General features: G+C 39.9%; 20 protein-coding genes. 9 read left to right on the top strand and 11 right to left on the bottom strand.

Annotation, left to right across the window (positions count from 1 at the left end; all coding sequences use genetic code 11):
- The first annotated feature begins 108 nt into the window (after positions 1 to 108).
- Both F3J02_RS05330 and F3J02_RS05325 read left to right on the top strand, forming a co-directional pair.
- Positions 109 to 1,146 (top strand): type IV pilus twitching motility protein PilT, encoded by a 1,038-nt coding sequence (locus F3J02_RS05330; RefSeq protein WP_004655144.1) that lies wholly within the window; start codon positions 109 to 111, stop codon positions 1,144 to 1,146.
- A gap of 24 nt (positions 1,147 to 1,170) precedes the next feature.
- Positions 1,171 to 2,289, top strand: coding sequence for a PilT/PilU family type 4a pilus ATPase (locus F3J02_RS05325; RefSeq protein ID WP_004805191.1), 1,119 nt, complete (start codon positions 1,171 to 1,173; stop codon positions 2,287 to 2,289).
- A 96-nt stretch (positions 2,290 to 2,385) separates the two neighbouring features.
- Here the strand turns inward: F3J02_RS05325 and fur are convergent, their stop codons facing one another.
- Positions 2,386 to 2,823, bottom strand: coding sequence for a ferric iron uptake transcriptional regulator (fur, locus tag F3J02_RS05320; RefSeq protein WP_005150955.1), 438 nt, complete (start codon positions 2,821 to 2,823; stop codon positions 2,386 to 2,388).
- 111 nt (positions 2,824 to 2,934) lie between these two features.
- Between fur and F3J02_RS05315 the strand changes: the two genes are divergently transcribed.
- Positions 2,935 to 3,333 carry an outer membrane protein assembly factor BamE gene (locus F3J02_RS05315; RefSeq protein WP_004805189.1) on the top strand — a complete coding sequence of 133 codons (399 nt, stop codon included), beginning with the start codon at positions 2,935 to 2,937 and terminating at the stop codon, positions 3,331 to 3,333.
- Positions 3,334 to 3,395: 62 nt separating this feature from the next.
- Here F3J02_RS05315 and F3J02_RS05310 read toward each other — a convergent pair whose 3' ends face one another.
- From F3J02_RS05310 to F3J02_RS05265, 10 genes are all read right to left on the bottom strand, one after another.
- The gene (locus F3J02_RS05310) at positions 3,396 to 3,710 is read right to left on the bottom strand and encodes an RnfH family protein (protein ID WP_167248030.1); all 315 of its coding nucleotides are present in this window, start codon (positions 3,708 to 3,710) and stop codon (positions 3,396 to 3,398) included.
- Positions 3,710 to 4,792 carry a hypothetical protein gene (locus F3J02_RS05305; RefSeq protein WP_167248029.1) on the bottom strand — a complete coding sequence of 361 codons (1,083 nt, stop codon included), beginning with the start codon at positions 4,790 to 4,792 and terminating at the stop codon, positions 3,710 to 3,712. Before F3J02_RS05305 ends, F3J02_RS05310 begins: the two co-directional genes overlap by 1 nt.
- A gap of 244 nt (positions 4,793 to 5,036) precedes the next feature.
- Complete coding sequence (locus F3J02_RS05300) at positions 5,037 to 5,492, bottom strand: bacteriohemerythrin (RefSeq protein ID WP_004655155.1); 456 nt, start codon at positions 5,490 to 5,492, stop codon at positions 5,037 to 5,039.
- A gap of 282 nt (positions 5,493 to 5,774) precedes the next feature.
- Positions 5,775 to 6,623 (bottom strand): class II glutamine amidotransferase, encoded by an 849-nt coding sequence (locus tag F3J02_RS05295; protein WP_167248028.1) that lies wholly within the window; start codon positions 6,621 to 6,623, stop codon positions 5,775 to 5,777.
- A 99-nt stretch (positions 6,624 to 6,722) separates the two neighbouring features.
- Complete coding sequence (locus tag F3J02_RS05290) at positions 6,723 to 7,499, bottom strand: GNAT family N-acetyltransferase (RefSeq protein ID WP_016541957.1); 777 nt, start codon at positions 7,497 to 7,499, stop codon at positions 6,723 to 6,725.
- 127 nt (positions 7,500 to 7,626) lie between these two features.
- Positions 7,627 to 8,526, bottom strand: a complete 900-nt coding sequence (gene argB / locus F3J02_RS05285) for an acetylglutamate kinase (RefSeq protein WP_004655163.1) — start codon at positions 8,524 to 8,526, stop codon at positions 7,627 to 7,629.
- A 12-nt stretch (positions 8,527 to 8,538) separates the two neighbouring features.
- Positions 8,539 to 9,960 (bottom strand): phosphomannomutase/phosphoglucomutase, encoded by a 1,422-nt coding sequence (locus F3J02_RS05280; protein ID WP_167248027.1) that lies wholly within the window; start codon positions 9,958 to 9,960, stop codon positions 8,539 to 8,541.
- A gap of 195 nt (positions 9,961 to 10,155) precedes the next feature.
- The gene (gene dut / locus F3J02_RS05275) at positions 10,156 to 10,608 is read right to left on the bottom strand and encodes a dUTP diphosphatase (protein WP_167248026.1); all 453 of its coding nucleotides are present in this window, start codon (positions 10,606 to 10,608) and stop codon (positions 10,156 to 10,158) included.
- A gap of 23 nt (positions 10,609 to 10,631) precedes the next feature.
- A complete protein-coding gene (rep, locus tag F3J02_RS05270) occupies positions 10,632 to 12,671 on the bottom strand; it encodes a DNA helicase Rep (RefSeq protein WP_004655168.1) in 2,040 nt (679 codons plus the stop codon).
- Between the two features lie 197 nt (positions 12,672 to 12,868).
- Positions 12,869 to 13,522 (bottom strand): OmpA family protein, encoded by a 654-nt coding sequence (locus F3J02_RS05265; protein ID WP_005321446.1) that lies wholly within the window; start codon positions 13,520 to 13,522, stop codon positions 12,869 to 12,871.
- A gap of 390 nt (positions 13,523 to 13,912) precedes the next feature.
- Here F3J02_RS05265 and F3J02_RS05260 point away from each other — a divergent pair, with 390 nt between their 5' ends.
- The 6 genes from F3J02_RS05260 to F3J02_RS05235 all read left to right on the top strand — a co-directional run bounded on the left by F3J02_RS05260 (position 13,913) and on the right by F3J02_RS05235 (position 18,321).
- The gene (locus F3J02_RS05260; protein WP_167248025.1) at positions 13,913 to 14,830 is read left to right on the top strand and encodes an acyltransferase; all 918 of its coding nucleotides are present in this window, start codon (positions 13,913 to 13,915) and stop codon (positions 14,828 to 14,830) included.
- Between the two features lie 24 nt (positions 14,831 to 14,854).
- On the top strand, positions 14,855 to 15,913 hold the full coding sequence (locus F3J02_RS05255) for a preprotein translocase subunit SecA (protein ID WP_167248024.1): 1,059 nt from the start codon (positions 14,855 to 14,857) through the stop codon (positions 15,911 to 15,913).
- Positions 15,914 to 16,029: 116 nt separating this feature from the next.
- The gene (gene minC, locus F3J02_RS05250) at positions 16,030 to 16,749 is read left to right on the top strand and encodes a septum site-determining protein MinC (protein WP_167248023.1); all 720 of its coding nucleotides are present in this window, start codon (positions 16,030 to 16,032) and stop codon (positions 16,747 to 16,749) included.
- 74 nt (positions 16,750 to 16,823) lie between these two features.
- On the top strand, positions 16,824 to 17,636 hold the full coding sequence (gene minD / locus F3J02_RS05245) for a septum site-determining protein MinD (RefSeq protein ID WP_005321435.1): 813 nt from the start codon (positions 16,824 to 16,826) through the stop codon (positions 17,634 to 17,636).
- A 2-nt stretch (positions 17,637 to 17,638) separates the two neighbouring features.
- Positions 17,639 to 17,911 carry a cell division topological specificity factor MinE gene (minE, locus tag F3J02_RS05240; protein ID WP_004655180.1) on the top strand — a complete coding sequence of 91 codons (273 nt, stop codon included), beginning with the start codon at positions 17,639 to 17,641 and terminating at the stop codon, positions 17,909 to 17,911.
- Positions 17,912 to 18,033: 122 nt separating this feature from the next.
- Complete coding sequence (locus F3J02_RS05235; RefSeq protein ID WP_005150979.1) at positions 18,034 to 18,321, top strand: PA4642 family protein; 288 nt, start codon at positions 18,034 to 18,036, stop codon at positions 18,319 to 18,321.
- Positions 18,322 to 18,369 lie beyond the last annotated feature (48 nt).

Raw genomic sequence — 18,369 nt, 5'->3', positions numbered from 1 at the left:
ACGAAATCTTTTTTTGCTTTCCATTCTTTAAGGTGTTGGTAAGCCTGAATGAAAGCCTTATATTATTCTACAAAATAATGAGACATTTTAGTTTGTTTCGGGGAAATTATGGATATTACAGAACTACTCGCCTTTTCAGTTAAAAACGGTGCTTCCGATTTACACCTTTCAGCGGGTATGCCTCCTATGATTCGTGTGGATGGTGAAGTTCGTCGCATTAACTTACCTGCGCTTGAACATAAAGATGTACACCGTTTGGTGTATGACATTATGAATGATAAACAACGTCGTGACTTTGAAGAAGATTTAGAAACTGACTTTTCATTTGAAGTACCTAATATTGCCCGTTTCCGTGTCAACGCATTCAACCAGAACCGCGGTGCAGGTGCGGTGTTCCGTACCATTCCTTCCAAAGTTTTAACTATGGAAGATTTGGGTTTAGGCTCAATTTTCAAAGAAATCTGTGATTATCCACGTGGGATTGTCCTAGTGACAGGTCCTACTGGGTCGGGTAAGTCCACCACACTCGCAGCGATGATCGACTATATTAACGAAAACCGTTATGACCATATTTTAACGGTCGAAGATCCAATTGAATTTGTACACCAATCAAAAAAATGTTTGATTAACCAACGTGAAGTACATCGCGATACCCATGGCTTTAATGCTGCACTTCGCTCAGCTCTACGTGAAGACCCAGACATTATTTTGGTCGGTGAGATGCGTGACCTAGAAACCATTCGTTTGGCACTAACCGCTGCGGAAACGGGTCATTTGGTGTTTGGTACCCTACATACCACCTCTGCTGCAAAAACCATTGACCGTGTTATCGACGTATTTCCAGCAGAAGAAAAAGACATGGTTCGTGCCATGCTCTCTGAATCTCTACAAGCCGTGATTTCTCAAACACTATTGAAAAAGAATGGTGGTGGTCGTGTGGCTGCACATGAAATCATGATCGGTATTCCTGCGATTCGTAACCTCGTACGTGAAAACAAAGTCGCACAAATGTATTCTGCGATCCAAACAGGTGCTAACTACGGTATGACCACTTTGGATCAAAGCCTAAAAACACTGGTGTCTAAAGGCTTAATTAGTCCTCAAACTGCACGTACAGTTGCAAAACAACCCGAATCATTCCTATAAAAATAAATGGATTAGAGAAATATCATGGATTTTAATGATTTACTCAATTTGATGATTCAACAAAATGCATCGGACTTATTTGTCACCGCAGATGTTGAACCTTCAATGAAAATTAACGGGCAGATCGTGCCTGTCTCTAAATCGAAACTTTCAGGGGAAATTGTGGGTCAACTGGTTCAATCCATTATGACCGACAAACAGCGGAAAGAATTTGCAGAGACCCGTGAATGTAACTTCGCGATCATGAACCGTGAAAAGACGGCACGTTTCCGTGTCAGTGCTTTTCAGCAACGTGATATGCCAGGCATGGTACTGCGTAAGATCGAAACCCATATTCCAAGTATGGATGATCTAAAACTACCAGAAGTCCTCAAAGAATTAGCGATGACTAAGCGTGGCATCATCATCTTTGTTGGTGCAACAGGAACAGGTAAATCGACCTCTTTAGCGTCAATGATTGGTTTCCGTAATCAAAATTCCAAAGGTCATATCATCACCATTGAAGACCCAATCGAATTTGTGCATCAACATGCAGGCTGTATCGTGACGCAGCGTGAAGTTGGAATTGATACAGATTCGTTTGAAATTGCGCTAAAGAATACCCTACGTCAGGCGCCAGATGTGATCTTGATTGGTGAGATTCGTTCGCGTGAAACCATGGACTATGCCATCGCTTTCGCAGAAACAGGTCACTTGGTACTCGCTACCCTGCATGCCAACAACGCCAACCAAGCCCTCGATCGTATCATTCACTTCTTTGAAGCAGACCGTCATAGTCAATTGTATATGGACTTGTCGCTGAACTTAAAAGCACTCGTCGCACAGCAATTGATTCCAACACCAGATGGTAATTCACGTCGTGCTGCGATTGAGATTTTGATCAATACGCCACTTCTGGCTGACTATATCCGAAAGGGTGAAATTCACGAGATCAAAGATCTGATGAAACGTTCACGTGAGTTGGGTATGCAAACCTTTGACCAAGCGTTATTTGATCTTTATAAAGCTGGGCAAATTACCTATAAAGATGCATTAAAGCATGCAGATTCGCCAAACGACTTACGCCTCACCATCAAACTTTCAGAAGAAGGCGCAGACCAGTTACTCAGTGCCAGCCGCAACATCACCTTTGATGGCCAATAATTCAAACTAAACCATTAAAAAAGGGAAGGTTTTTGTAACCTTCCCTTTTTTATTTGTTCAATTTTCGTGAACACTTAAATGTTTACTCAATACAACTTATTTTTTACGATAAGCCTCTTGGCATTCTGCATCACTACAGTAGCCGTAAAGATTTAAAGAGTGTCCTGTTAAAGCAAATTGATGTTTATCTGCAACTGAATGTTGCTCTTTCTCGATAATATCATTCGTAAATTCAACAACTTTATTACAGTTTAAGCATACTAGATGATCGTGATGATCTTCTTGCATGATTTCAAAAACTGAATGGTTGTTTTCAAAATGGTGACGCTGAATAATACCCGCAGCTTCGAATTGTGTTAACACACGGTAAACCGTTGCTAAACCAACATCTTCACCTTGCTCGAGCAAAGTTTTATAAATATCTTCAGCACTCAAATGGTGTTGTTTTGAATTTTCTAATAATTCCAAAATCTTAATACGAGGAAGGGTAACTTTAAGTCCAGCTTTGCGTAAGTCTTGATTAGAAATCGGCATAAAAAAAGGTCTCTCAACAAATCTTAAGTTGGAATAGGCAATAGAGTTTAGATGCAGTATGATCTATCCTTGAATCAAATGCATCATCATTTATCAGGATAGTGTAGCAAAATGCAAAAAATCATGCTGGCGTTGTTCGTCACTACAGTACTTAGCGGTTGTTCAGTCTTTGGTGTTTATAAAGTTGATATTCCACAAGGAACACCATTAACCAAAGCACAAGCTTCTCAAGTACAAGTGGGCATGAGCTTTCAGCAAGTCCGTTTCTTGCTTGGTAGTCCAACAGTAACAGATCCACTGAATCCGCAACGCTGGGACTACATCTACAACTATATCCCAGGCACTTATGCGAAAAAAGCAAAAATACCTGCGGCACACGGTCAACATTTAAAAGTTTATTTTGATGCAAATGGTAACGTAGAACGCTTAGAAGGTTTAGATACGATTCCAGAATCACAACCTGGTTTACCGGCATCAAAAGAAGCTATTTTGACTGCGCCACCACTATAACGGCTTTCCAGTAAAAAGAAACCCCTCATCGAGTCAATCATGAGGGGTTTTATTTATCAGCTTTATGCCTTAAAACGATTACCTTTGATAAATCGCCCAACTGGATTCTTTGCTGCCCGCTTACGTCGAATATCATTCGGGTTGATGGTGAGTGCCCGATAGATTTCAACTCGGTCTCCTGCTTGCAGGACTGTATCCGCGTCAATTCTGCTACCAAATATACCTAACTGTAAAACTTCTGGTAGTACCGTCTGTGCTGCTAAGCCACTGGTATCAATTGCCTGTTGAGCCGTCATTCCCTCGCTAAAGCTGACAGCAATATGGAATTGCTGTTCAGGGCTTGAAAAAGCGACCCAAACTTGTTTAGCCTGCTCCATTACAGCACTTGTCCCATCACAGCAATGATTGCCACGACAATTGAAAGCGGTAACACGATACGGATGGCAATACGCCAAATGTTATAAAACAACTCATTGCTAAAGCCCATTGCTTTACGCAGATGACTAATCTTCATAATCCAGCCAGCAAATACTGCGTAAATCAAGCAAATCAGTAATCCCCATAGCATAAGCAGGCTATTAAAGATTTGTTCCACTTGTGGTATACCCCAAACAGCAATAGCAGCAAGCAAAATCGCCCATTGAATCACGATCGCAAGCTGACGCTGTGCTAGCTGTTCTTTTGCAAATTGAATTAATAAGGCTGCTGACATGATGGCAGCAAACACCCATGCCAATGCAGGTAACTGTGCCTGCACAGAGAAGAAACCAAAGGCAATCACAGCAAGTAATTGCGCCACCCAAATTGGCAAGGCTGTACTTGTTGCAGCTTCCTGTTTTTTCACTGCGACTAAACTACTTTGCCAGTACAAGCCAAGTCCTAAACCGCTTGCAACCAAAGCAAGCACTGTGGCATTGCCCCACTCTTTAAACTCGATTCCTGTCCAATGCCAAGCCGTTAGATCTGTTCCCATTACATTGGCAAGAATAAATGCGGCAATCACACCAATCGTTGTCAAAGCGATTAAAAATTGGCGAGGAATAAAAGATAATCCAAGTGCAACAATGGCAAGGGCTGCAAAAACAATCTGACCTGATACAGCAAGCGTTAGCTGTTGGCTCACGACATGTGCTGTAGTAGTTAAGACACTACCTGCAAAAAATGGGACAAAAACAACTGCTAACCAACCCACAATACGCCATCTTGGTGAAGCATCCGCGTCACGCGTCAGACTTGAAAGTGCTTGTAATGCTGTGGTCTGTGAACGCTTTGCTAAAGCAATTTCAAGATAACCGATGGGTAATGCCAACAAAATCATTGTACCTAACCAAAGCAACCAGAAATCGAACTGACGATCAATCTGGATTCCAACGGTAGGTGCCAATGTCGTAATCATGACAAAAGATAGGCAAAACGCCATCACTGGAGCCAGCCAGCGTGACAGAGTTGTGTCCTGCATAATGCATTCCTTGAAAAATCTTTGAACTCATTGCACTTTATGGAGTTTGCAATGAAATATTCAATCTATTTTGCCTTTCTCAAGCCTGAAAATCAAAACAAAAGATCTCGAAAGAAAGAAGCAAATCACCTTACGGTGATTTGCTGCGCACGAATTATTATATTATTAAGTAAACCCCTTATGTACACTCATACCACACCTTATTATTATTTATCATAAGGGGTCTTTTATTATTGTCTTATTATTATGAGAAGAATCGAGAAAACCAGTTTTTCCCTTTTTTCTTTTCATTTTCTTTAATGATTCCGATCATATTTTCTTTTACTGCACCGACATAATCAGCATCATCATGGCGGATATGATTAATTAACCATTTCGAGAGTGCTTCATGCAGCTCACTATCAATTTCTTGCCCCAACTCAAAACGTTGACGATAGGTCTCTATCTTTTTGATAAATAAGTCATGTACACGCTTATGTGGTACACGATATTTATAGTTTGCTTCTTCTTGTAAGCTTTCTTCAAAGGTAAAATGAGACTGGGTATAATCAATGATATTATCCAAAATACCTTTTAATTTTGCCCGGTCATCCCCCTCATTTAATTCATCAATTTCATTAATATAATCTAGAATACGACGATGTTGATCATCGATCACCTCGATTCCTGTATTATATTCGACAGACCATTTCATACCCATATCGAACCCCAAACAATATTTGATTTATTGAATAAGGATATAATATCGGCAAATGAATTAAATAAAAACACAGCATTTTTGTCAGAATTTAAATATTTTCAAATAAATAAATTAACCCATTGTTTTGTATTTATTTTAATATTTATACCAATCAAAACACTCAAGTATTTTTTAACCAACAAGAAAAATTATCTATCTAATTTTATTGATATAACTAGAAAAAAAGACATACAGATTCCATTAAAATCCTGCTAAATATATATTCCAGTTATATCTTATATATTAATATTGATCGGCTTTTGTGACTCGTTTTAATGCCGGATTTTCTGCTTCACGGATTAAGCGTTCGACTCGAGTCAATGCATGCTGAATCGGTTTACCATGCTGGAATAAAATCATTTCCCCTGCTTGATATGCTGTCCATGCCTCATTATGTGTTAATGGCTCTGTCGTAATCACTGCAACGCGATCTTCAGGCGTGGTGACTTGACTAAAATCGACCTCAACATCGAGATCAATTAAATGTGCAGGTTGAAATGGATATTCTCGTACTAACCAATGCAACTTAGTCGTCGCATAGCTAAATAATGCTTTACCATTGGAAAGACAGAAATTAAATGTGCCGTGCTCTGCAATTTGTGGCGAGATACGTTCTAACAGTGAGAAAATTTCTTCTAAACTTGGTTCTGTATAGCCAAATGCTTCAACCATCTGATCCAATAAATAGCAAAATGCCAGTTCACTGTCGGTATTACCTACAGGCTCAAATCGCCCACTCAGTGTAGGTTTGAAGTCATGCAAATCGCCATTATGCGCAAAAATCCAATGTCTACCCCATAGCTCACGCAAAAAGGGATGTGAATTTTCGAGGTTGATTTTTCCCTGTGTCGCTTTACGAATATGTGCAATGACGTTACGAGACTTGATTGGATAATTCCGAATCAGATCAGCAATCGGAGATTCAACCGCAGATTGATTATCAACAAATAAGCGGCAAGCTTTATCTTCAAAAAAAGCGATCCCAAAACCATCACAATGATCAGAGGTTACCCCTGCGCGTTGTGAAAACCCACGAAAAGAAAAAGTAATATCTGTCGGGGTGGCGCAATTCATTCCTAATAGCTGGCACATATCTTTAAACTATCAAACATCTATGCCTATTGTGCATGAGGGATAGATGGCTTGTAAATCTCAATATGTGCTCACTATTAGATTAAGAATGATAAGGCACTAACGTTGCACCATCTTGTTCATCACAAAAGAGGTTGCAATCTTATTCACCTCAAGGAAAACGAAATAATCTAAGCATTTAAAATCTTCATCATAGAACGCTTGTTTTGATAGTTTCGATTGCATTCCCAAATAGGTCTGAAACAGTTTTGGCATGCGTTCATCTTGCGGGAAACTATAATCAGGACGTTCTGGTTCAAAGCTACGTTTTGAACGAATATCTATAGTCTGATGCTCGCCTAGCTGTTGAATCTGACGATGGGTGTAATAAGCACGCGCCAAATTATCTTCTAAATGAATACTGACACAGCCCATTAAATACTTGGCACGCATAGACCACAATACTTTAGGCGTCAGGTTCAACCATAGCATTGATAGTGCTTTACCCGAACGGAACTTTGGATGAACACAAGTTCGTCCAATCTCGAGAATACTAGGTAAATGAGAAAATTGAGGAACGATTTCAAATTCTTGAGCACTGTAACTCTGTCCAATTTCATGACCTTGGAACAATTTAAGGCGCGTATAGGCTACAATTTCGCCTGTCCATTTTTCACGTAATACCGCGTGCTCGCAACCAAAATCATATAAGTCTTGGTCTAAACCGTCTTCAAAGCGCATCCCAAACTGATGGCTAAATTGTGTTGCTCTAAAGCGTTGTACTTCTTGTAATTCTTTTAAATTATCCACCCATTCAAAACGGAATTGATTTTGAGCTGGCTTGTGGCGTAGGGGTAAAGTCAATGTCTGGCGATATTGATTTAATTTTTCTAGCATAATGAAAGCTCCTTATGGCTAGGTTCACCTTAAAGCGCTTAAATGACACTGCAATGACTAAAACATGAACAACTGATGACGAAAAAAAGAGACCCCTCGAGGTCTCTTTTAAAATCAATAGAATAAATTAATGTTTGGCGCGGTTGGTAATCAATGTACCCACGCCATGATCGGTGAAGATCTCTAATAGGCTTGCATGCGGTACACGTCCATCAACAATATGCGCACTTACAACACCGCCTTTAACAGCATCTAATGCACAACCCACTTTTGGAATCATACCGCCATAAATCACACCTGTTTCGATCAAACGATCAACTTCCTGTGTGCTTAGGCCTGTTAATAAGTTTTTATTTTCATCCAATACCCCTGTGATATTGGTGAGTAGGATCAACTTTTCAGCGCCTAAAGCTTCTGCAACTTTTCCAGCCACAAGATCCGCATTGATATTATAAGTATTACCTTCCTCATCCACACCTAAAGGTGCAATCACTGGAATAAAATCACTTTGGGTAAACATTTCTAGCACATCAGTTTTGACACCAGTGACTTCACCCACCATGCCCAAATCAATTTGCGAAATAGAGCCGTCTGCTTCTTGTTTTTCCATCAACAATTTACGCGCACGCAGTAAATTACCATCTTTACCCGTTAAACCAATGGCACGACCACCGTGTTTATTAATCAGATTCACGATCGATTTATTGACACTACCGCCCAATACCATCTCGACCACTTCCATCGTCGCTTGATCAGTCACGCGCATACCATCAATACGATCAGACTCTTGTCCTAGGCGTTTTAGCAATGAATCCACCTGTGGACCACCACCATGCACTACGATTGGGTTTAAACCCACTGTTTTTAACAACACGATGTCACGGGCAAATGAACTTTCCAATTCAGGATCTGTCATCGCATTACCACCATATTTTACAACCAGCGTTTTTCCTGCAAAACGTTGGATATACGGCAAAGCTTCGATCAAAATTTTTGCTTTATCAATGCCGATATGCTCATGTGGCATGCGTCTCTCCTTTTAGGCCTGTGCGAGTTCTTGTGCAATTTGTGGATATTGGTCTTGCAACATAGAAACAAACTTCTGACGAATTTCAATTAATCGGTTCTGATTATCAGCATCAAAACGGACGGTAAAATATTCACCAGTATTTGATGCTCGAATAATGCCAAATCCATCGTCAAAATCAAGTCTTACACCATCAATTTTACTTAAACGGGCGCCTAAACGATGACTTAAAATTTCAATATCATTTAAAACCTGCTTAGGATCGGCATCATACGTGCTGATATAGGTATCTTCTGTGCAATAACGTTCTGGGTAAGTAGCCAATAACTCAGACATGGTCGCTGCGTTGGTTTGGGTTAAATATTCCATCACACGTAGTGCTGCATACAAACCATCGTCATAACCAAAGCCACGCCCATCATTAAAAACATAGTGACCTGCATATTCACCACCAAATACGGCAAAACCTTTTGATTGCGATAAATAAGCACGCAAGAAGCTACTGCCCGTGCGAATCATTTTGGCTTGACCTTCCAACCCCTGTACGGTATCCGCCACCATCCGCGAACACTTCACATCAAACACAATTTCTTTATGCGGGTGCTGCTGTAAGCACATCTGTGCAAATAAAGACAGTAGGCGGTCAGGACTAATAATATGTGCATTCTCGTCGAGTAAAACGACACGATCGCCGTCACCATCCAATGCAATCCCAAGATCAGCTTTTTCGGCAACAATAGCGGCTTGTAACTTTATTAAATGTTCTGCATGCGACGGGTCTGGTGCGTGATCAGGAAAATGTCCATTTGCTTCACAGCGTAAAGCAATCACCTCACAACCCAGTTTTTCTAAAACCAGTTTGGCGCAACGCCCTGCTGAACCGTGTAATCCATCTAGAACGACTTTTAATGGTCGTGTTAACTGAATATCACTTATCAAGGCATCCTGATATTGCAAACAATATTGGGGAACAGTTTGATGTGCAGTATTTTTCAAATGCAGAATATCTTCAAGATTAGGTATAGACACTTGTGCAAACTGCCCCACCTGTTGAATCGTTTCTGGTGTTGGTGGCTCACCTTTTAAAATCCATTTAATACCATTATCCGATTTCGGATTATGACTTGCTGTGACCATCACCCCATTACCACCAAAATCACGAGCAATGTAATACATCATTGGGGATGAACAACATCCAATATTGGTGACTTGTAGACCCTGTTTTTCGAATATTTTTTGAATGATATTGGCATAGGTAGGACTAGTTAAACGTGCGTCATAACCAATCACAACATGCGTTTGTTGAGCATTTTTATATTGTGACGCTAAAGCGTAAGCAATTGAGCTAATAATACTTGGCGTTAGATGACTTAGCTTTCCGCGAATATCATAGGCGCGGAAAACACTCAGAGGAAATGTATGTTGTATATTCACTGTAAGCCCCTATTTTTATAATCTTTTGATCCATAAAAAAAGCAGAAACTATTAAGAAATTAATTAACCCTTATTCAGAAAAATTAAAATAATTAGTCAGCTGCTTTGTAATATATATCAAGGCAACAATCAATATGAAAAATGCAACGTTTTTCAGCAAAACATTGCATTTAAAGTGATAATTACTGAAAAATCTTATTGTTTCCCAGTATGACCAAAACCACCTGCTCCACGCTCAGTCGCAACGAATTCGTCTACTTGTTCAAATTCTGCTTGAACCACTGGAACCAATACATATTGAGCTAAACGCTCACCTGGTTCTAAACGGAAACTATTTTGTCCACGATTCCAAACCGATACCATCAACTCGCCTTGGTAATCAGAATCAATCAAACCAACCAAATTACCTAATACAATCCCATGTTTATGACCGAGGCCTGAACGAGGTAGAATTAAACCCGCATAGTTTGGATCTTCAATATAGATCGCCAAACCTGTTTTCACTAAAACAGTCTCACCTGCAGCAATATCAATCGCTTCATCTAAACATGCGCGTAAATCTAAACCAGCTGAACCCGTGGTTGCATAAGAAGGTAAAGCCCACTCTTGACCTAAACGTGTATCTAATACTTTAACTTGAACTTTCATTAAAATTTCCTACTTACAATTTCTTAACGTTTCAACAATGCTTTTAAGTTGGCAAGGTACTGCTGAGCTTGCTCTTTTGGATCAACATTTGGCGCCAATTTCTTTTTGCGACCATGCCATTCCAAATCATCTTGCGGCATTTCATCCAAGAAACGACTCGGTGTCATTTGACGCATTTGCCCACCATTCTTTCGTTGCTCTGCGAGGGTCAAGGTTAAGCCTTGACGAGCACGAGTAATGCCCACATACATCAAACGGCGTTCTTCTTCGATGGTTTCTGAAGCAATCGAGTTCTTATGTGGTAATAGCTCTTCTTCCAAACCGATCATATACACATAAGGAAACTCAAGACCTTTTGCCGCATGCAAAGTTAATAAGTTCACTTTATCGGTGTCTTCTTCTTCCTGCTGCTGTTCGAGCATATCCAACAACACCAGTTTACGAATCACGCTTTCAATATTTTTCTCATCCACATCATCGGTACGATTCAATAGATTTTGAATACTGCTATACAAGCTTTCAATACTGTCGAGTTTGGTCTTCTCTTGCGCAGGAGTCGCTGCCTGTTCACGAATATAATCGATATAACCTGCTTCGTTGATCATCTGACGAACCTTTGGCATCGGCTCATCATCATCTAACAACTCACGTGTAAATGTTGCGATAAAATCAGCAAACTCATGTAATTGAGTGGCAGCTTTTTTCGGCAATACCATACTTAAGCGTTGATCTGATGACGCAGTCAGCAAAGACAGTGTATTTTCTTGCGCAAATAAACCCAGTTTTTCTAAAGTCACAGGACCAATAGCACGCTTTGGAGTATTAATAATACGTAAGAATGCACTGTCATCTTCAGGGTTAATGATAAGACGTAAATAGCTCATCACATCCTTAATCTCAGCGCGTGCGAAGAAGGATTGACCACCCGATAATTTATACGGAATTTGCATCTGACGCAGTTGGGTTTCAATCACACGGGCCTGAAAGTTACCGCGATACAGCACTGCATAATCTTTCCAGTTCTTACCATTCATCAGCTTATGTGTGATCAAGTCTTTCACCACACGTTCTGCTTCATCATCATCATTTAAACAGGTGATGACACGAATGGTTTCACCGTGACCTTTATCACTCCACAATTTTTTATCGAAAATATGTGGATTATTTTCAATCACGGCATTGGCAGCTTTTAAGATACGGCTGGTTGAACGATAGTTCTGCTCCAGCTTGATTACTTTGAGATTATGGAAATCATCTTTCAATAAAGCCATGTTTTCAGGCTTTGCACCACGCCAAGCGTAAATGGATTGGTCATCATCACCTACAGCAGTAAACTGCCCCATCACCCCAACCAAAAGCTTAACAAGCGTATATTGGGCGGTGTTGGTATCTTGATATTCATCCACCAATAAATAGCGAACACGGTTCTGCCATTTATCACGGACTTCAGCATTTTCCTGAAGTAAACGTGTTGGCATTACGATCAAATCATCAAAATCAACGGCGTTATAGGCACGTAAATTGCGCTCATAGAGCTGATAAAGATGCGCGAATTGGACATCCTCAACTGTTTCACAAGTAGAGTGTGCTTGTTCAGGTACGATCAGATCATTTTTCCAATCTGAAATTTTCTTCATTGCCTTAGCAAGCAGTTCTTTACTCTCTGCACCCGACAAATTGTCACGCTGCATCAAATCCATCAAAATTCGTTTGCAGTCATCAGCATCTAAAATCGAGAAATTGTTTTTTAGCGGCAGATGTTTTAATTCTAAACGGAGTAAATTTAAACCAAAGGTATGGAAAGTCGAAACCGAAAGTCCTTTTGCTTCTTCACGTGAGAGCAGTTTTCCGACACGCTCTTTCATTTCACGCGCAGCTTTATTGGTAAAGGTCATCGCAGTAATACGATAGGCAGGAATTCCACACTGCTGTACCAAAAAAGCAACTTTTCGGGTAATTACAGAGGTTTTACCTGAACCTGCACCTGCAAGTACCAACAATGGCCCCTGAACATATTTCATGGCCTCAAGTTGTTTGTCATTAAGTTGACTGGCAGATGACATTGGTTATACCTCTCTCGTTTCCGAGCCTGTTTTTTCGAGCACAATTATAGACATCTCTGTTTTAGAATCCCAATAGTAAATCTAGGGATATGTATAAATTATGATGTTTCAATTTTTAATAGCGACACAGTTTGTCGTCTATTTTTATATGCAATAAAAAAACCACCCGAAGGTGGTTTTTTAGAAATCAGTAAAAATTACTGTTTAGCATAAATGCTGATTTCTACACGGCGGTTTTGCTCTTTACCAGCAGCAGTTGTGTTTGAAGCGATTGGGTTCGCTGAACCTAAACCTTGCGCATCAATACGGCTACCAGAAATGCCCTGACCAGCTAAGTAGTTTTTAACTGATTGCGCACGTGCTTGAGATAATGGGATGTTGATTGAATCATTACCCGTGTTATCTGTATAACCCGTTACAAGGATCGCACTCTTGTTATCTTCACCTAAAGTTTGCGCTACTTTGTTTAAAGTACCGTAGAAGTTAGGTTTGATGTTTGATTTGTTGGTATCAAACGTAATGCTACCAGGCATGATTAATTGTACAGAACCATCTGGGTTACGGCCTACTTCTACACCAGTACCCGCCATTTGTTCACGTAATTTTTTCTCTTTATTATCGAGATACAAACCACCAGCACTACCAAGAATTGCACCAATTGCCGCAGCACGGTTGTTTTGCTTACTTGTATTTGCGTTACCCTTAGAAACACCATAACCTGCAGCAGCACCGATTAATGCACCTAAAGCTGCTTTATCGTATTCTACGCCACCGATGTTATTACCAGTCGTTTGGCAACCAGAAAGTACCAATCCAGCCCCTACGAGTGTTGAAATTACTAATGCACGCATTGCGTTGCTCCTGTCTATGTATTTTGTTGTCTGGACAAATGATGAATGAGAAAATGGCGCTAGACCATTGATTTTTTGTTAATAATAAACACTTTATTTGTAGTTTTGTAATATTTTGATGCATTTTACTTGATCAAAGCAACATAATTTCTCCATTGTTGTACTCATCTCACAAAAAATCAATAATGAGAAATACATCACAAAATAAAACCATGCAATTTACCCGCAAACTTGACAAGGCTACCGCGACTCTTTACCAATAAAAACCAATCTACGCATTTGAATATATAAAAAATGTCAATATCTTTAAATATACAGTTGTATTTCAACATCTGTTGTTTATAGTTGGAACATCTCTTTTTTCAAACATATGCACTCAAGGTTCGATTTATGGCTACCGCTAATAAAAAAGCATCCCTATTGCAAAAAGTCAGTAAAGGATTAACCGTTAGTTCAGTGATTACTGGCAGTACCTTTTTTCATGGTCCGCCCGTCCTTGCACTCGGTCTCACCAAATTATTTAAACAATCTGCAAAAGTAGATGAAACAAATATTCAAATTACCAACAGTTGGTTAGGGGTAAACAACTGGTTAATTGACAACGTTCTGCCAAATTTACAATGGGACCTCAGTATTGATGAACAACTCGACCTGAATTTACAGGGACGATATCTGATGATGTGTAACCATCAAAGCTGGGTTGATACCACTGTGAATCAGTATTTTGGTTTGACTCGTATGCCACTCACTCGCTTCTTTACTAAATGGGAACTTATTTTTATTCCTTTTGTGGGGCAAGCTTTCAAAATATTGGGCTTCCCAATGATGAAGCGACATAGCAAAGAGCAAATTGCAAAAAATCCAGAACTAAAATCACGAGACATGCTCGAAGCGCGTAAAGCCTGTGAACAATTACTCAGTCAACCTTTTACTTTATTAAATTATTTAGAAGGCACTCGCTTTACTGCTGAAAAACATGCTGCACAGCAGTCCCCTTTTCAAAATTTACTCAAACCCAAAGCTGGTGGTTTAGCCTTGGCGCTCAGTATTCTGGGTGATCAAATTGATGCATTGGTCGATATGACCATTGTGTACCCTGATGGTGCACCCGGTTATGGCGAATTTTGGTTAGGTGATGTATCACGTATTGCGGTGGATTTACGTAAAATAGAGATTCCAGATTGGGTGCTCGGTGGCAATTATGAAGATGATCCAATTTATCGTGAACGTTTTCAAAAGTGGGTCGATCAAATCTGGACTGAAAAAGACCAACTGATTTCACAAATGAAATCCAAGTATCATCAATAATCTCATTAGGGATTGAGCACAAACATGACCCAGCAGGACTCAGGAAAAAACTCTAAATATAACTATGTCAATCCGAGCAGCAAATTCTTCAAGCTGTTCTTAGTCTATGACATTTTCATGGTGTTTATTATTGTTTTTAATTTGTTCTGCTTAGGCATGAACTTTTTCTTGATGAGTAATATTGGTGCATGGTTTTTTAATACCATTCACCTCACGAATGTGCTTGATTTCTATCGTACTTATTTACACCCTTGGGTCATCACTACTGAAGCTTGGTTTATCATCTTTTTGATTGCTGAACTATCAATTCGCTGGTTTCTCTCTATTGTACAAAAGCATCATGCGCGCTGGTGGTTCTTTCCCTTTATCCACTGGTACGAAATTGTGGCAATTATTCCACATTTCCGATTTCTGCGTTTATTCCGTGCAGGCATCATTGCGTATCGTTTACATGAGCTTGGTTATAAAGTCGTACCCGATGGCATTCGTATTAAAGCGATTTTCTATTATCGTGTAATTATGGAAGAACTTTCTGATCGTGTGGTCATTACAGTCATTGATGGTGTACGACATGAACTTGAGACCAGTTCAAGCCATAAAAAAATTATTCATGATTTAGTCGATCACCATCGCCAACTTTTTACCGTAACCTTGGCATCGATGTTGCAAGAATCTCTTGCAAGTGCTTTGCAACAGCAGCAGCCTTTGATTACACAAAAAGTAGGTGTCATTGTCAATCAAGCCATTGAAGACACTCCAGAGCTAACCCAATTGCTCAGACTCATCCCAATTGTTGGTGGGCGAATCGAACAGCAGATACAAAGTATTGGACAACGCTTAGGCGAAAATATTAGTGCTGGTTTGATTGAACCGTTTACAGCAGGCTCAGCACAACGGCCCAATGAAAATTACCAATACATTGCGGAAAAAGTAAGTGAATTAAACATCGACAATCAATACCTAGAAGAATTGGTTGAATCAGTGGTATTTGAAAGCCTTGAAGCAATTCGAAAACAAGTCAAAGTGAAGCAATGGCAGCAAACTTTGCAAGAATATGATCAATTGGATAAAAAAGCAGAATGATTACAAGAAAAATTACCAATCAAGCTAGAGAATTCGTGTAATTTGTTCTAGCATTTGCTTTTATTTACAACTGCTTTAACACAATAGAGCGCTTAAAAAGCCCTGAAGGATAAATTATGGCTGATATACGGATTACGGGCAGAATGGTGAATTTTAGTCGACTCACTTTCGACACAAACGACCATAATGCAATCCGCCAGCAACTTACCAGCACGCTAAACGAAGGTTCTTATATCGGAACCCTAGTGATTATAGATAGTACCGTTGAGCAAGAACTGATTGCTTTAATCCAGCTCTTAATCGATTTAGGCTTACAACCCATGGCTGTGATTGATGGCATTTTGGGCGATGAAGCGCGCGCCATCCAATTCCCTGTTCTGCCAGCTGATCAACCGCTTCAACGTATTAAGGCATCAAAAGAGCAAGTCGTTGACCACACACCAGTGGAAACAACGGATAACTCTGCAATACAAACACCACAAAAAAATACATCGAATGCCTATATCACCTCTTATCATGATGAGATTTTGCGTACAGGCCAATGTTTGGTACAAGATCAAGGCGATATTATCTTAAATGCGGGCATGAATAGTGGATCAGAAGTAATTGCATCTGGAAATATTCACATTTATGGCAATGCTCGTGGTAGAGTCATTGCAGGTGCAGGTGGGCAAACTGCGGCACGTATTTTCTGCCATTCGCTAGAAGCAGAATTAATCTCTATTGCAGGGACCTATTGTGTAGCAGATGATATTCCAAAAGATATGATCAAAAAGCCTGTACATATTTATTTAAATAACAAGCAAGAACTTGAATTTGAAGCCTTGCAGTTTTAATTTATTTAATTGAGTTTTAAAAGCACCAAATAAGCCCTTTTAGGGGCGTATGACCATAAATAGGAGTGGATTCGGTGGCCAAAATTGTTGTCGTAACGTCAGGCAAAGGTGGTGTAGGTAAAACTACAACAAGCGCATCTTTTGCAACAGGTTTAGCCCTACGTGGTCATAAAACTGTTGTGATTGATTTCGATGTAGGTTTACGTAATCTAGATTTGATCATGGGCTGCGAACGCCGCGTAGTGTATGATTTCGTTAATGTCATTAATAATGAAGCGCGCTTACAACAAGCGCTGATCCGTGATAAAGAGATTGAAAACTTATACATTCTCCCTGCATCACAAACACGTGATAAAGATGCCTTGAGCGATGAAGGTGTTGCACGTGTGATTGATGAACTTTCTCAAGAGTTCGATTACATTATCTGTGACTCTCCAGCAGGTATTGAACGTGGTGCGATTTTAGCAATGTATCATGCTGATGAAGCGATCATTGTAACCAATCCAGAGATTTCTTCAGTTCGTGACTCGGACCGTATTATTGGTATGCTCGATAGCAAGACCAAAAAAGTTGAACAAAACGAAGGTCGTATCCGTAAACATCTATGTATCACTCGTTTCAACCCTGAGCGTGCTGATCGACAAGAAATGCTCACAATTGATGATATTTCTAAAGATATTTTACGTGTACCGACATTAGGGGTAATTCCTGAGTGTCCGAGCGTACTTCAAGCATCAAACGAAGGTAAACCAGTGATTCTGTATGCAGAAGAAAAAGCGGGTCAAGCCTATGATGATTTAGTGGCTCGCTTCCTTGGCGAAGACCGTCCTTATCGACACATTGCAGTACAGCCAAAAGGTTGGTTAGCTAGACTATTTGGAGCGTAATTATGGCAGGATTCTGGAGTAAACTTTTTAGCAGTGATGAAAAACCATCAAGTGCACAAACTGCCAAAGATCGTTTAAAGGTAATTGTTGCCTCTGAACAAGGTTTAGGCCGTCGCCTAGGCCAAGACAAAATCGACCAAATGAAAAAAGAAATCATGCAGGTTGTAAGTCGCTATGTTCGTGGCGTGGATGAACAGCATATTCAAATGCAGGTTCGTTCAGAAGCAAATATCGAAATGTTAGAAATGAATATCAATTTACCTGAAGATCGATAGAAGTTTTTTCATTAGCGATTTTTCGCAAATAAAGGCAGAATACACGGGTGGATCTGGAAAGTATGACTTTCCCCACTACGAGTATTTTGCCTTTATTATTTTATAAGACTGAGGAGATTGTCATGGCATTATCACAGCCAGCAACTTTCAATGAAGAATGGTCAGATGAGCGTGTGTTTGCCTACCTTAACCAACTTCCTCCAACTGGCGTAAATGCTGACTTTCATGTGCTTTACCATGCATTCAAACATATGCGTCCAAATGACTATGAACGCTTAATTACCCAATTTTTGGCTGATGGTCGTGACTTGAATGCAACGAATCCAGAAGGACAACGCATTCATGATGTGATTGCACAGTTCCCACGCCAAAAAGATGGTTTCTTGGAAGTCTTGGCAAAATTTGCCTAATTGCTTCCCCCAATAATGCCATATGATTGATCTGAGCTATCTCTAGCA

Origin of the sequence: Acinetobacter sp. Tr-809 (assembly GCF_011753255.1) — a bacterium.
Taxonomy (GTDB): domain Bacteria; phylum Pseudomonadota; class Gammaproteobacteria; order Pseudomonadales; family Moraxellaceae; genus Acinetobacter.
The sequence above is the reverse complement of the archived record's forward strand: the minus strand, read 5'-3'. Positions and strand labels throughout refer to the sequence as shown.

Bases quoted from the DNA above. Each gene is read 5' to 3' on its own strand.
- minE (WP_004655180.1), top strand. From the start codon at position 17,639: ATGGCAGGATTCTGGAGTAAACTTTTTAGCAGTGATGAAAAACCATCA.
- F3J02_RS05255 (WP_167248024.1), top strand. From the start codon at position 14,855: ATGACCCAGCAGGACTCAGGAAAAAACTCTAAATATAACTATGTCAAT.
- F3J02_RS05305 (WP_167248029.1), bottom strand. From the start codon at position 4,792: ATGCAGGACACAACTCTGTCACGCTGGCTGGCTCCAGTGATGGCGTTT.
- F3J02_RS05265 (WP_005321446.1), bottom strand. From the start codon at position 13,522: ATGCGTGCATTAGTAATTTCAACACTCGTAGGGGCTGGATTGGTACTT.
- F3J02_RS05330 (WP_004655144.1), top strand. From the start codon at position 109: ATGGATATTACAGAACTACTCGCCTTTTCAGTTAAAAACGGTGCTTCC.
- F3J02_RS05325 (WP_004805191.1), top strand. From the start codon at position 1,171: ATGGATTTTAATGATTTACTCAATTTGATGATTCAACAAAATGCATCG.
- F3J02_RS05290 (WP_016541957.1), bottom strand. From the start codon at position 7,499: ATGCTAGAAAAATTAAATCAATATCGCCAGACATTGACTTTACCCCTA.
- F3J02_RS05310 (WP_167248030.1), bottom strand. From the start codon at position 3,710: ATGGAGCAGGCTAAACAAGTTTGGGTCGCTTTTTCAAGCCCTGAACAG.
- F3J02_RS05295 (WP_167248028.1), bottom strand. From the start codon at position 6,623: ATGTGCCAGCTATTAGGAATGAATTGCGCCACCCCGACAGATATTACT.
- fur (WP_005150955.1), bottom strand. From the start codon at position 2,823: ATGCCGATTTCTAATCAAGACTTACGCAAAGCTGGACTTAAAGTTACC.
- F3J02_RS05235 (WP_005150979.1), top strand. From the start codon at position 18,034: ATGGCATTATCACAGCCAGCAACTTTCAATGAAGAATGGTCAGATGAG.
- F3J02_RS05260 (WP_167248025.1), top strand. From the start codon at position 13,913: ATGGCTACCGCTAATAAAAAAGCATCCCTATTGCAAAAAGTCAGTAAA.
- argB (WP_004655163.1), bottom strand. From the start codon at position 8,526: ATGCCACATGAGCATATCGGCATTGATAAAGCAAAAATTTTGATCGAA.
- dut (WP_167248026.1), bottom strand. From the start codon at position 10,608: ATGAAAGTTCAAGTTAAAGTATTAGATACACGTTTAGGTCAAGAGTGG.
- F3J02_RS05315 (WP_004805189.1), top strand. From the start codon at position 2,935: ATGCAAAAAATCATGCTGGCGTTGTTCGTCACTACAGTACTTAGCGGT.
- F3J02_RS05300 (WP_004655155.1), bottom strand. From the start codon at position 5,492: ATGGGTATGAAATGGTCTGTCGAATATAATACAGGAATCGAGGTGATC.
- minC (WP_167248023.1), top strand. From the start codon at position 16,030: ATGGCTGATATACGGATTACGGGCAGAATGGTGAATTTTAGTCGACTC.
- rep (WP_004655168.1), bottom strand. From the start codon at position 12,671: ATGTCATCTGCCAGTCAACTTAATGACAAACAACTTGAGGCCATGAAA.